13 protein-coding genes are annotated in these 13131 nt (G+C 28.0%); 8 read left to right on the top strand and 5 right to left on the bottom strand.

What is annotated here, in order from left to right:
- Nucleotides 1-120 precede the first annotated feature (120 nt).
- The 3 genes from FDK22_RS01030 (at nt 121) to FDK22_RS01020 (ending at nt 2743) form a co-directional block, all read left to right on the top strand.
- A complete protein-coding gene (locus FDK22_RS01030; protein WP_138150915.1) occupies nt 121-804 on the top strand; it encodes a lysophospholipid acyltransferase family protein in 684 nt (227 codons plus the stop codon).
- A 73-nt stretch (nt 805-877) separates the two neighbouring features.
- On the top strand, nt 878-2056 hold the full coding sequence (gene msrA, locus FDK22_RS01025; RefSeq protein WP_138150914.1) for a peptide-methionine (S)-S-oxide reductase MsrA: 1179 nt from the start codon (nt 878-880) through the stop codon (nt 2054-2056).
- Entirely contained in the window at nt 2057-2743 is a 687-nt protein-coding gene (locus tag FDK22_RS01020) for an SOS response-associated peptidase (RefSeq protein ID WP_138150913.1), read from the top strand. It begins immediately after the preceding gene.
- On the opposite strand, the gene FDK22_RS01015 is transcribed toward FDK22_RS01020, so the two are convergent.
- From FDK22_RS01015 to FDK22_RS01005, 3 genes are all read right to left on the bottom strand, one after another.
- Nucleotides 2735-3214: a glutathione peroxidase gene (locus tag FDK22_RS01015; RefSeq protein ID WP_138151681.1), complete on the bottom strand. Its 480-nt coding sequence runs from the start codon at nt 3212-3214 to the stop codon at nt 2735-2737. The two genes, FDK22_RS01020 and FDK22_RS01015, sit on opposite strands and share 9 nt — an antisense overlap.
- Before the next feature lie 133 nt (nt 3215-3347).
- Entirely contained in the window at nt 3348-3845 is a 498-nt protein-coding gene (locus tag FDK22_RS01010) for a SprT-like domain-containing protein (RefSeq protein WP_138150912.1), read from the bottom strand.
- 9 nt (nt 3846-3854) lie between these two features.
- Nucleotides 3855-4364, bottom strand: coding sequence for a DnaJ domain-containing protein (locus tag FDK22_RS01005; protein ID WP_171012884.1), 510 nt, complete (start codon nt 4362-4364; stop codon nt 3855-3857).
- A gap of 218 nt (nt 4365-4582) precedes the next feature.
- On the opposite strand from FDK22_RS01005, the gene FDK22_RS01000 reads away from it, so the two are divergent.
- The gene (locus FDK22_RS01000; RefSeq protein ID WP_138150910.1) at nt 4583-6274 is read left to right on the top strand and encodes an L-lactate permease; all 1692 of its coding nucleotides are present in this window, start codon (nt 4583-4585) and stop codon (nt 6272-6274) included.
- Nucleotides 6275-6350: 76 nt separating this feature from the next.
- The gene (bioA, locus tag FDK22_RS00995; RefSeq protein ID WP_138150909.1) at nt 6351-7619 is read left to right on the top strand and encodes an adenosylmethionine--8-amino-7-oxononanoate transaminase; all 1269 of its coding nucleotides are present in this window, start codon (nt 6351-6353) and stop codon (nt 7617-7619) included.
- Between the two features lie 19 nt (nt 7620-7638).
- Here bioA and FDK22_RS00990 read toward each other — a convergent pair whose 3' ends face one another.
- Both FDK22_RS00990 and FDK22_RS00985 read right to left on the bottom strand, forming a co-directional pair.
- Nucleotides 7639-9849, bottom strand: coding sequence for a methyl-accepting chemotaxis protein (locus tag FDK22_RS00990; protein WP_138150908.1), 2211 nt, complete (start codon nt 9847-9849; stop codon nt 7639-7641).
- Nucleotides 9850-9851: 2 nt separating this feature from the next.
- A complete protein-coding gene (locus tag FDK22_RS00985; RefSeq protein WP_138150907.1) occupies nt 9852-10253 on the bottom strand; it encodes a PAS domain-containing protein in 402 nt (133 codons plus the stop codon).
- Between the two features lie 297 nt (nt 10254-10550).
- Between FDK22_RS00985 and FDK22_RS00980 the strand changes: the two genes are divergently transcribed.
- The 3 genes from FDK22_RS00980 to FDK22_RS00970 are packed head-to-tail and all read left to right on the top strand — an operon-like array spanning nt 10551 to nt 13122.
- Entirely contained in the window at nt 10551-10814 is a 264-nt protein-coding gene (locus FDK22_RS00980) for a DnaJ domain-containing protein (RefSeq protein WP_138150906.1), read from the top strand.
- A 1-nt stretch (nt 10815) separates the two neighbouring features.
- Nucleotides 10816-12246, top strand: coding sequence for a DUF4139 domain-containing protein (locus FDK22_RS00975; RefSeq protein ID WP_171012883.1), 1431 nt, complete (start codon nt 10816-10818; stop codon nt 12244-12246).
- 9 nt (nt 12247-12255) lie between these two features.
- Complete coding sequence (locus tag FDK22_RS00970) at nt 12256-13122, top strand: ADP-ribosylglycohydrolase family protein (protein ID WP_138150904.1); 867 nt, start codon at nt 12256-12258, stop codon at nt 13120-13122.
- Nucleotides 13123-13131 lie beyond the last annotated feature (9 nt).

Raw genomic sequence — 13131 nt, 5'->3', positions numbered from 1 at the left:
TAAAATCTAATTTAACTAAGAGCAAAATTTTTATTTTTTTGATAGATTTTGATTAATTGATATTACATGATAGCTTTGGTATGATTCGAACTCTCAATCTCTAAATATATTAGGATACTATTGAATTTAAAACAAATAAGCATGGCAATTTATGCCACATATCTAACAAACAGTTATGGATTTAAACTAAAAAAAGCAAAAACATCAAAAGAAAGAATAAGTCTAAGGGAAGAATACTCTAAAACACTCTTAAATAAGCTAAATATTAGTGTAGAAGTATTAAATGAAGAAGCAATACCTAAAGAGGGTAAATATCTATTAATCTCAAATCACAGAAGTATTATTGACCCATTGATTATCGAGTTAGCTTTAGAAAAAAGTGAAATCAATGGATTTTGGGTTTCAAAAAAAGAATTGTATAACTCTTTTTTCTTTGGCTCATTTGTTAAAAATGCTGGCTCTATTCTTTTAGATAGAGAAGCTTCAAATATGTCATCTTTTTTTAAAGAGACTAAAGAGGTTGTAAAAGAGGGTCACTCAATTTATATTTTTCCTGAAGGTACAAGAAACAAAGAGAATACACCACTTAGTTCATTTAAAGATGGTTCAAGAATTATTGCTTTAAAAAATAGGCTTGATATTTTGCCTGTATATATAAAAACAAATGCAAATGAAGTATTAAAAGAAGCTATAAATAAAAGAACAAAAAATTTAAAAATAAAAATCCAAATTGGAAATATTATCTCTTATAAAGATAAAACACCCCTTGAAGAAAACTACAAAAATCAGTTTTCAATAAGTTGATTTAAAATATCACTTCACATAGAGTAAACATTTATGTGATATATTTCCATTATAAAGTTTTAAAGGATTTATTATGATTGCTGAAATTGTATTTGCTGCAGGATGTTTTTGGGGTGTTGAAAAACATTTTGAATCAATTCCTGGGGTTGTTGATGTAAAATCTGGCTATGTCGGTGGTAATTATGAAAATCCAACATATAATCAAGTTTTAAAATATAGAATGTCAAATAATAAAACTATAATAAATCATACAGAAGGTGTTCTTGTAAAGTTTGATAAAGACAAGATTGATGCAAAAGAACTTATTAAATCATTTTGGGAAATTCATGACCCCACGCAGTTAAATCGTCAGGGTAATGATATTGGAAACAATTATAGAAGTGCAATTTTTTATACAAACAATTATCAAAAAGAAACAGCTTTTAATACTAAAGTAAAATATCAAAAACTCCTAGAACAAGCTGATTATGGAAAAATAGTTACACAAATACAACCTCTACAAAAGTTTTGGGAAGCTGAAAACTATCATCAAGACTATTTGAAAAACAATCCAAATGGCTACTGTCCAAACCATGCTACAGGAATAAAATTTGAACCTGAAAAGATAAATTATCCTGTTCTTTTACCTTTAGGCGATAAAGAGATTATTGTAGTGGAGTCAGAAGGTTATTGCCCTTATTGTGAAAAGTTTGAAAAGGATGTTTTATCTTCTTATAAAGGTACACTTCCCATAAGAAAAGCAGTTTCAAAACAATTGGATAAGTTTGAAATAAAAACAAAACTAGATGCAACACCAACAATTTTATTTATTGAAGATGGAAAAGAGGTCTTCTCTCACAAAGGTTACTTAAGTAGTAAAGAGTTTTATGAAGTCTTTGGAAAGTTCAAATTAGGTGAGGATACTGAAAGTTATAATGTAGCTTTTAATAAAGGCACTGACAATAGGTTTTGTAAACAGTATGAAATTTTTAAAAATACTCCTGATGGAGTCTTTGTAGATAAATTGTCAGGTGAAATTTTATTTGATACAAAAGATAGATTTAATTCAGGTACTGGATGGCTAAGTTTTTATAAAGCAGTTGATGGTTCAACTATTGAAAAAACTGATTTAAGTTATGGAATGATTAGAACAGAAGTATTAGCTAAAAAAAGTGGAATTCATTTAGGTCATGTTTTTGATGAGATGGGGCATAGAAGATTTTGTATCAATGCAACAGTTTTAGATTTTGTTCCAAGAGATGAGGTTCAATAGTTGCCTGGACGTTTAGCTATTTTTGATGATGAAAAATTTAAAGAGGACTCAAAAGATTTAATAAAAAATGATATGGTTGGGGCTTTATTGCCAAAATATAATATAGCTCCAACTTTGCCAATACCTGCACTTTTAAACAATGGAAACTATTTATATACCCATTTTGGATATATCCCTTCTTGGGCAAAAGATAAAAAAAGTATGAATATAAATGCTAGAAGTGAATCTATTTTTGAAAAGCTTTATTTTAGGGATTCCTTTCGATATAGACGTTGTATTATTCCTATAAATGGTTTTTATGAGTGGGAAGTAGAAGATAAACAGAAAACTCCATATTTTGTAAAAGATAGTAAAGATGATTATTTAGCTATTGCTGGTATTTGGGATGAATATTTTGATATTGATTTAAATATGAAAATAGTTACCGTTGCACTAATTACTTGTGATGCAAATGAAAAGTTAGGGAAGATTCATCATCGTATGCCAGTGGTATTAGAAAAAAAAGATTTTTCAAAATGGTTATATGATGAAAATTTAAAAGAGATAAATTCACTTTTTAATATATATTCAAGTGAAAAACTTGAACTTTACGAAGTTTCATCAAATGTAAATAAGGTTTTATTTGATGAATCTTCTTGTATAAAAAAGGTAGAAAAAATAGAAATAGGGCAAAAAACTCTATTTTAGTAGTTCTACAATTTTTGGTTCAATCTCTTGAGGAGTGGTTATAGAACCATATCTTTCAACAATTTTTCCATTTTTATCAATTAGAAATTTTGTAAAATTCCATTTTATAGCTTCTGTTCCTGCAAAACCAGGTGCGTTTTCTTTTAAATAAACATATAAAGGATCTGCATTATCACCATTAACATCAATTTTAGCAAACATATCAAACTTTACTCCAAAAGTTAGGGAACAAAACTCTTGAATTTGCTTATTTGTTCCTGGTTCTTGGTTAGCAAATTGATTTGATGGAAAACCTAAAACCATAAACTCTTTGTCTTTATATTTATCAAAAAGTTTTTCCAATCCTTCATATTGATTTGTAAAACCACATTTACTAGCAACATTCACAATAAGTAAAACCTTGTCTTTATACTTTGACATTGATATCTCTTTGCCTTCTATATCTTTTACTTTAAAGTCATAAATACTCATTTCATTCCCTTTTGCTAATGAAAATGACAAACTTAATACAAGTGTCATTAATATTTTTAATATCATTTTAAATCCTTTTTTGAATTTTATCAATATTTAGAATCTTTTAGTATGGATTTTTGATTAGTTAATACTAAAAAAAGATACTTTTACCCATGATAACATCATCATGGTCAACAAATCTATTACAGTTTATACCCTCTAGTTCTATACAAATATTTTGCCATTGTTTAGAGTGTCCACCATTTTCATCTGTAAAATACCCTTTTACAAACATTAGTGCATGGGCATATTCATGGGGTAATACATCATTTATCATATACTCAGAGCTTTCTTTAAATCTTTTTTTATTTAGGTATATAGATATTTGTCCATTTTTAGAATAAGTAGCTGCACCAAAAAGTTTTGAGGGCATTTTATCTGAGATAATCAAAGGGATTTTTCTATTTATTCCAAATTTTTGGTAACTTAGTTTTTCTAGATAATATTGTTTTTCTTTGACTTTTTTAACTATCTTTTCATCAAGGGGGTTGTTCTTAAAATTGTAAGTATTAATCCATGAGTAGACTAAAAAGATTGAACCTAAGATTGTAATACTTAAGAAAAAATAGTTCAATCTTTTTAAAAACATCTTAATCTCCTAATTAGGAAATGCCTTTAAAAGTACATCTTTATAGTGATTTAGTTTTTGCATCAATCCATCACCATGATTATTTATATCAGGGTGATATTTTTTAGCTAACTCTTTATATCTTCTTTTTATCTCATCTCTTGTTGGATCACTTGTAAAGCCGAAAAAATCTTTTGCTTCACTAAGCTCTGATAAAGAGTTAAACCCTCCGTGATTAAAATTACCTTGATTAAAACCACCTTGTCTAAATCTCTCTTCAAATTCCCTAAAATCAAACCCGCCGTTACTACTTGAATTTGAACTAAAATCTTGACCATTAAATGTAAATCTAAAACCTTGATTATGAACTTGTTCTTTAAATTTCTTTTTAAACTGATAAAAAGCGTAATAAGCCACTGCAATTAAAACAAAAACTATAATTAAAAATGTTCCAAAATTTGTAAATATCAAATAAAGTATTCCGAAAAATATTCCCCATTTAATTAAACTACTAATAATATATGCTAATTCTCTACCCATATTGTTGTAAATAACCTTAAAATTTTTGAATTTGATTATACTATTTTTACCCTTTTAATGTGTTTCTTTTGTGTAGTTTTTTCTTGTCATATGATATTTGTGTGATAAAACTGTTGACATATGCTTAAAAGTTGTTTAAATAATAAACATATGACAATTTATCATGCGTTTTTCATTTCCTTGATTTATCATTTTACTAACGAAAGAAGGAGAAGAAGATGGAAATAGGTACACAAGCCTTTTTTGCAGCACTACCAATTATTGTAGCTGCAATTCTTTTAGTTGGTTTCAGATTACCAGCTAAAAAAGCTATGCCAGTTGTATATTTAGTTACTACAGCTGTTGCATTATATGTTTGGGAAGTTACATTCAACAGAGTATTAGCTTCTACTATTCAAGGGCTATTAATCACAATAGCAGTTTTATGGATTATCTTTGGTGCGATTTTATTGTTAAATACTTTAAAACACTCAGGTGCTATTAAAGTAATTAGACAAGGTTTTAACAATATCTCACCAGATAGAAGAATTCAAGTTGTAATTATTGCATGGTTATTTGGTTCATTTATTGAGGGTGCTTCTGGATTTGGAACACCTGCTGCAATTGCTGCACCATTAATGGTTGCAATTGGATTCCCTGCAATGGCGGCGGTAATGATTGGTATGATGATTCAATCAACTCCTGTATCATTTGGTGCAGTTGGAACTCCAATTTTAATCGGTGTAAATAAAGGTTTAGACTCTGAAGGTATTGCAGTAACACTACAAGGTTTAGGTTCTAACTGGGAAACATATTTACAAATTATCACTAGTGAAGTTGCTATTGTACATGCGATTACTGGTACATTAATTCCTTTATTTATGATTATGATGATGACAAGATTTTTTGGTAAAAATAAATCTTGGACAGAAGGTTTATCAGCAATTCCATTTGCTATTTTTGGTGGATTAGCATTTACAATTCCTTATGCATTAACAGGTATATTCTTAGGAGCTGAATTCCCATCATTAATTGGTGCTTTAGTTGGACTTGCAATTGTTACAACTGCGGCTAAAAAAGGTTTCTTAGTTCCTAAAAACACTTGGGATTTTGCTCCAAAAGAGGAGTGGCCAATTCACTGGGTATCTAAATTAGAAATCAAAATGGATGCTATGAATGAAAAAGTTGATATGTCTTTAACTAGAGCATGGATTCCTTATTTATTAGTTGCTGCAATTTTAGTTTTAACTAGAGTAAGTTCTGATGCTATGGCAATTGCAAAATCTTGGGTTATTCCATTTAAAGATATTTTAGGTGAAGGTTTAGGTTATTCTATTGTTCCATTATATCTTCCAGGTGGTATTTTAGTATTTGTTGTATTAATTACTTACTTCTTACATAGAATGGAATTCAAAGAGATGAAAGAGGCTTTAAGTGAATCTTCAAAAGTTATGCTTGGAGCAGGATTTGTACTTATATTTACTATTCCACTTGTTAGAATTTTAATTAACTCAGGTGTAAACGCAGCAGGATTTGATTCTATGCCTGTAGCAATGGCAAACTGGGTAGCAGTATCAGTGGGTGATATTTATCCATTATTTGCACCAATGGTTGGGGCATTAGGTGCTTTTATTGCTGGTTCTAATACTGTTTCAAATATGATGTTATCTCAGTTCCAATTTGGTGTGGCTGATGCTTTAAGTATCTCAACTGCATTTATGGTTGCACTTCAAGCAGTTGGTGCAGCAGCTGGTAATATGATTGCAATTCATAATGTTGTTGCGGCAAGTGCAACTGTTGGTTTACTTGACCAAGAGGGTGAAACATTAAGAAGAACAATTATTCCTACTATCTATTATTGTTTAGTAGCTGGTATTTTAGGACTTATTGGTATGTATGTTATGGGGCTTGCTGACCCATTAATGAAATAAAAACTTAATCACTTATAAAAGTGTCCAAAAAGTAAAATGAGGGTATAATTGCCCTCATTTTTTTTAAAGGGACACTATGACAAATATAGACAAAGAACATATCTGGCATCCTTACGCTTCTGTTTTAAATCCAAAAGATACAATCAAAATAAAAAGTGCAAATGAAGTATATTTAAATCTTGAAGATGGTACCTCTTTAATTGATGGAATGTCTTCATGGTGGTCAGTTATCCATGGATACAATAATAAAAAAATAAATTTAGCAATAAATGAACAAACATCAAAAATGTCCCATGTGATGTTTGGTGGTTTAACCCATGACACTGCAATAGAATTAACTCAAAAACTACTCAATTTACTAGATGATAGCTTAGAAAAAATATTTTATTGTGATTCTGGTTCTGTTTCTGTTGAGATTGCTATGAAAATGGCATTACAATACCACTATAAAAAAAATAATAATACAAAAACTAGATTTTTAACTGTTAGAAGAGGGTACCATGGTGATACTTTTGGTGCAATGTCTGTTTGTGACCCAGTTACAGGAATGCATACAATTTTTAGTGAATTTCTAACAAAAAATTATTTTGTTAGTGAACCAAAATCAAAATTTGATGAAGAGTTTGATAAAAGTGACTTAGATGAGATAAAAAAATTTCTTGAGGAAAATCATGAAAATATAGCCGCTGTTATAATTGAACCAATAGTTCAAGGCGCTGGAGGTATGAGATTTTATTCTCCAAAATATTTAGAAGGTTTAAGAGAATTAACAAAAAAATACAACGTCTTATTGATTTTTGATGAAATCGCTACAGGATTTGGAAGAACTGGAAAACTTTTTGCTTATCAACATACAAATATTGTCCCTGATATTATGACAATTGGAAAAGCTTTAACTGCTGGATATATGACAATGGCTGCAACAATTACAACAAAAGAGGTTGCACAAGGGATAGAAAAAGATGGAAATATCTTAATGCATGGCCCAACGTTTATGGGCAATCCCCTTGCTTGTAAAGTTGCCTCAACTAGTATTGATTTATTAGAAGAAAACAATTGGCAGGAAAATGTTTTAAGAATTGAAAAGTATTTAAAAGAGAATCTAATTATTTGTGAAAACCTTAATTTAGTTAAAGAGGTTAGGGTGTTAGGTGCTATTGGAGTTGTTGAATTACATGAAAATGTAGATATGGTAAAAGCCACACAAGAGTTTGTAAAAAGAGGTGTTTGGATTAGACCCTTTATGAAGTTAATCTATATTATGCCTCCATTTATAACTACAAATGAGCAATTACAAAAATTAGTAGATGCTATTTATGCTACTGTAGAAAAACTACAAGATTAATATCTTGTAGTTTTAACTATTACCATCTTTTTTTATTTAGTTCATCTTCAATTCTATTTGAGATTTTGTTCATCTCAATAGATGCATCATTTGTTTGTGCTGCAATTTGCGCATTTTCTTGGGTTTGTCTATCAAGTAATGCAATTGAATCATTAACTTGAATAATCCTACTCTCTTGCTCTTTACTTGATGATTCTACTCTATTTATAAGTTCAATTGTTTGATTTAGTTTTTGAGTTAAATTATTATAACCAGATATCATCTCTGCTGAAATATTTTTACCCTGATTTGCTTTTGTTGCAGCATTTTCAACTAATCTTTTTATTTCATTTGCTGCTTCTGCACTTCTTCCTGCAAGGTTTCTAACCTCTTGAGCAACAACTGCAAAACCTTTTCCTGCTTCTCCTGCTGTTGCAGCTTCAACTGCAGCATTTAATGAAAGAATATTTGTTTGGAAAGCAATTTGGTCAATAAATGAAATAGCTTCATTAATAGCTTGAACTTCAGAATTAATCTCATCCATAGAAGAGGTAGTTTCACGTGCTAGTTTTTGACCATTTTCTGAGACAACAAACAACTCTTTTGAGAATTCAGACATTTGGTGAACATCTCTAGTACTCTCTTTTATGGTTGTTGTAATTTCATTAATAGCAGCAGAAGTTTCTTCAATAGAAGCCGCGGCATGATTAGAGTTTGTATTTAATGAATCAACATTTTTTAATAAAATGTTAGAGTTGTTTCTTAATATTTCACCTTGATTTTTATTTTCATTTAGCATTTCAACAATAGAATCTCTTACAGAATTTATACCCTCAACTAACTCTTTATATTGACCTGACATTTTAGAATTTAAGTGAATTTTTTCACTATAATCATATTGAACATATTTTTTTAACACAGATAATATCTCATTAAACATTTTTTGTTGTTCATCCATTGTTTTGTTTACAATATTAACAAATGTTTGTACTTGTGGAGTAGATGCTGGATTATAAATTCTATAGTTTAAATTACCCTGTTGCATTTTATTTAATGTTAAAATTGTTTCACCTGCACATAACATATCTAATTCAGTTGACTCAGCAATATCTATTACATTTTTATTAATAAGTTTTCCAAGGTCACAAAACTCATCTTTCCCTTCTAAATCTATAGGCTCAAATTCATTTGATTTTCTTTCTATATAGTTACAAAAACCTAAAAAACCTCCATAAACTTTATCAAGGGAATCACTGATATTTTTATTTATCATAGAAGAGATTAGTGCCATAATTAAGAAAAATAGAATCAAAAGAAATATTTTTGTATTTAACATATTTGAAATCTCATCCATTTTGCTTTTTGAGCTTTCTATAATCTCCTTTGAGATTGAGTCATCAATTTTTTTAAGAATATTGATTTTACCAGTAATCTTTGCAAACCAATAAGTTGCTTCTGCCTCAAGTTTTTTATCTAAAATTTCATTTTCTATTCTTTTTACTTCATCTACATCATCACCTTTTAATAATGATTGATAAGTTTGTTTATACTCTTTTATTGCAAATGTTAAAAATTGATTCATAAAAGTTTCTTGAACTACAACTAGTGATAGAAATTTATTATAAAGGTTTAGTTTTTTAGAAGCAAGCATATTTGTTCCAACAGCTCTTTGAATTCCTGCTCTTTCTTTACTCATTAAAAAATTATAATATGCAAGTACCTTTCTTGAGATTTTTTTATCTTTTACTAGATTCATTGATGATGGAATTATACTTAGCAAAACACCATTCATATTTGTGTAGTATGCTAAGGCATCACCTATTTTTATATTTAATCCTGTAACATCATTTCTTGTTGAACTTAATCTACTAAAATCATCATAAGCCTTATCAAATTTAGCTAAAGTATCTTCTTTTAACATAGATTTATCTAAATTTTCGTAAATTAATTTAAACTCTTGAAGTCTATTGTCTGTTAATTTTCTTTGCTCAGGTAGTTTGTCTTTAAATTTTCCACCTTGACTACCAATATATCCCGCTGTCATACCTCTTTCTTTTTGTGTTTCATGAATTAGAAGAGATATTGATGTTGAAACTTTCATGATTTCATTAAGTTTTTGATATTCAGACTTTTTTTCATAACTATCATAAATAAAAATTAATGAGAAAGCTATGGCTAATAAAAAAGGGATAACAATTAGTAAAATTAATTTTCTTTTGATTTTTATATTTGATAAAATAGAATTAAACATGGCTATTCTCCCTTTTTCATTTCAGCATAAAGCATAGTATACTTATCAACTTCTTTCCTTGAAGCTTTTCTTCTACAAGAGATATAACCTTTGGATCCATCAGAGGAGGTAAATGGGAAAACCGTTGCAAATACCCAGTAAAATTTTCCTGATTTTGTTCTGTTTTTTACAAAACCTTTCCATTTGTTTCCACTTTGTACAGTTTTCCATAAGTCTTCAAAAGCAGCCTTTGGCATATCTTCATGTCTTACCATATTATGTGGATTGCCAACTAGTTCTTCTAAGGTATATTCAGCAAATTCACAAAATTCATCATTTGCAAACTTTATAATACCTTTTTCATCAGTTTCCGAAACTAAAAAAGATTTATCATCTAAAATTAGTTCATTATTAATTATTTCCATACCCCACTCCTAATAAAAACAATTCTAACATATGTAGTTTTATTAATATTAAATTTGATTATATTATACTATTTTATTCATATTTATGTTAAAAAATGTAACTAAATAATATTATTAAAATCAATAATTAGTTTATTATAGTAAGTTTAGTTTTATAAGCTTTTATAAGTTATTTTTAGTGTTTTTATTAGTTATTAATTGATAGTTTGAAATATTCTTATTAAAGAGATTTTAATTTTTATAAAGTATTATGATTTCACAGATTTTACACATTTATAAAATATATTAGGGAAAACAATGGATTATGAAGATTTTGAAAAAGCAGTTGATTTATTTGGTATCTTAACTAAGACATCAAAAAAAGATTTGAAAAAAAAGTATTTAAAGCTTTCAAAGGAACTTCATCCTGATATGCCAAATGGTAGTGATGAAAAGTTTCAAGAATTGCAAGAGGCATATGAATTGTTAAACTCATATATGGATGGATTTGCTTTCTCTTTTGATGAAGAGGAGTTTAAAACTCAATTTCCATCTTTTACAAACTATAAAAATTGGAGATAAGATGAAAAAGTTACTCATATTTTTGATGTTCGTTACATCAATTTTTGCAAATGTTGATATCAAAAGTTTAGATATTTATAAAAATTTAACTTTTGTAAAACAAAAATTGGATTCTCAAAAACATACTCAAAAACTACTAGGACAAGTTAATATTGAGGATATAAGATTTTTAAAAGAGGATAATTGTTCAATAGGTGATTACACTTTAGAAAATAAAGAAGAGAGTGATGAATTATCAAAATTGATTTCAGAAGCAAAAGATAAGATTGTTTATAAAGAAAATAGGATTAAAGCCTTAAAAAGTAATATAGCTTTTTTAGAAAAGACTTCATTAAATTCTGTAAGTAATTCAAAGATGTTTGAAGAAAGTTCAAACTTTTTAAAAAAAGAGGTTTTAGAAAGTTACAATTATATTTACGAGCTAGAAGGTTTTATAAAAGAGGATAAAAAAGAACTCAATGAACTTCTAAAAAGAAGAAACACTGAAAACAGTACTTTTTTAAATTATGATTTAAAGTGTAAGAAAGATGTTTTTGTTTATTACCCTTTAAATAATATTAACAAAGATGGTCTTTATGATATAAATTACAACTCAAATAAAAAAGAGTTAGAGATTAAAAATTCTTATTTTATAACTCAATCAACTGGAGTTGATTTTGAAAATATAGATATAAATCTTTATTCTTTTTCATATGTTGATACGGTTCAACCTAGAAAATTTTATCCACAATATCTAGATTTAGATATGCCTGTTGCATTGAGCTCTTCAAAGGTGATGATAAAAAAGGCAAAAGTTGAAAGATTTAATGATATGGCATCAGCACCTAGTTATGAATATAATGAAGATACAACTAGGTCATATTTCACTGCTTTAAATGTTACTTTAAAAAGTGGGAAAAAACAACAAGTATTATTTTCAAATGAAAAATATAAAGCAAATAATTCTATAGAAATTGATGGATATGCTTCTTCTAAAGCTTTTTACAAAGTTGATTTTAAAAGTGATAAACTGTATGGATTTATTAATTCAAGACTATATTTAAACGATTCATATATTGGAAAAATAAATTTAAATGGTATAAAAAAAGATGAAAACAATAGTTTATACTTTTCAAATAATAGATTTATTGATGTAAAAAAAGAACTTATAAAAGATATGAAAGAGGAGCCATTTTTTAGTTTAAATAGATTAAAAACTCAAAAAATATGGAAATATGAAATTAAAAATAACAGCAATAAAGAAGAGTTTGTTTCACTAATAGAGAGAGTTCCAGTATCTAAACATGAGGATATTAAAATAGAGCTTATTGGTTCAACAAAAGTAACAAAGCTAGAAAAAAATGGTAAAATCACTTATGATTTTAATCTAAAACCAAATGAAACAAAAACAATAGAATTTGGGTATGAGATTTTAAAACCTAATAAAAATTAAGGGGATTAAATGTTTGATAATAAAAAAGTAAAAGAGTTGGTTTTAAGTACACTTGTAGCAGATTCATACTCTTTGGCTACCCATTGGATTTATGATGAAAAACAATTAAGTGAACTTGATATTAATTGGGAATTATTAAATGATGCAAAGGGTGTTTGGCATAGAGGTAAAGTTGCAGGAGAGTTTACTCATTTTGGTGATCAAACATTTTGGTTATACCAATTTTTAGAAGATAAAAATCAATTTAATGTAGATGAATATATTGATTATTGGAAAAGTAAAATAGATATATACAATGGTTATATTGATGGTGCAACAAAAGGTACTTTAGAAAATATAAGCAAAGGAATAAAGCCAACGGGAAGTTCTTCAACTGATTTATCAATCATTGGAAGAATCGCTCCATTGTTATTGGTTTCTAAAACAAAAGAGGAGTTTTTAGAAAATATTTCTAAGTTTGTATCTTGTACACACAATACAAAAGAGGCTTTAGAAGCTTCACGATTCTTTGGTGAACTATTTTTAAAAGTTTATGAGGGTGAGAATATTGAAGAAGCTATTCTTTCTTTAAAAGATAGATTTGATACAAAATTACAATCGTATATTTATAGTGGTATTGCATCAAAAACTGATGATACTTTTGATGCTATAAGAGGTTTTGGACCAGCATGTGATATAGATGGTGGTTTTCAAGGGGTAATTCATCTATTATGTAAATATGATGATTTTAAACAAATGTTAATAGAAAATGCAAAAGCAGGTGGAGATAATAGTGCCAGAGCTATGTTAGCAAGTTTGATTTATATGGCTTCTCCAAATAGAAATCTAACGAAAATACCAAGCGATTGGTTAAATATAAAAGCAACAATTATATAAAGAGGAAAT

The organism is Arcobacter arenosus (assembly GCF_005771535.1).
Lineage (GTDB): Bacteria > Campylobacterota > Campylobacteria > Campylobacterales > Arcobacteraceae > Halarcobacter > Halarcobacter arenosus.
The sequence above is the reverse complement of the archived record's forward strand: the minus strand, read 5'-3'. Positions and strand labels throughout refer to the sequence as shown.

What these genes read in the sequence shown, in the direction of transcription:
- msrA (WP_138150914.1), top strand. Translation starts at nt 878, where the DNA reads ATGATTGCTGAAATTGTATTTGCTGCAGGATGTTTTTGGGGTGTTGAA.
- FDK22_RS01015 (WP_138151681.1), bottom strand. Translation starts at nt 3,214, where the DNA reads ATGAGTATTTATGACTTTAAAGTAAAAGATATAGAAGGCAAAGAGATA.
- FDK22_RS01010 (WP_138150912.1), bottom strand. Translation starts at nt 3,845, where the DNA reads ATGTTTTTAAAAAGATTGAACTATTTTTTCTTAAGTATTACAATCTTA.
- FDK22_RS01005 (WP_171012884.1), bottom strand. Translation starts at nt 4,364, where the DNA reads ATGGGTAGAGAATTAGCATATATTATTAGTAGTTTAATTAAATGGGGA.
- FDK22_RS01000 (WP_138150910.1), top strand. Translation starts at nt 4,583, where the DNA reads ATGGAAATAGGTACACAAGCCTTTTTTGCAGCACTACCAATTATTGTA.
- bioA (WP_138150909.1), top strand. Translation starts at nt 6,351, where the DNA reads ATGACAAATATAGACAAAGAACATATCTGGCATCCTTACGCTTCTGTT.
- FDK22_RS00990 (WP_138150908.1), bottom strand. Translation starts at nt 9,849, where the DNA reads ATGTTTAATTCTATTTTATCAAATATAAAAATCAAAAGAAAATTAATT.
- FDK22_RS00985 (WP_138150907.1), bottom strand. Translation starts at nt 10,253, where the DNA reads ATGGAAATAATTAATAATGAACTAATTTTAGATGATAAATCTTTTTTA.
- FDK22_RS00980 (WP_138150906.1), top strand. Translation starts at nt 10,551, where the DNA reads ATGGATTATGAAGATTTTGAAAAAGCAGTTGATTTATTTGGTATCTTA.
- FDK22_RS00975 (WP_171012883.1), top strand. Translation starts at nt 10,816, where the DNA reads ATGAAAAAGTTACTCATATTTTTGATGTTCGTTACATCAATTTTTGCA.
- FDK22_RS00970 (WP_138150904.1), top strand. Translation starts at nt 12,256, where the DNA reads ATGTTTGATAATAAAAAAGTAAAAGAGTTGGTTTTAAGTACACTTGTA.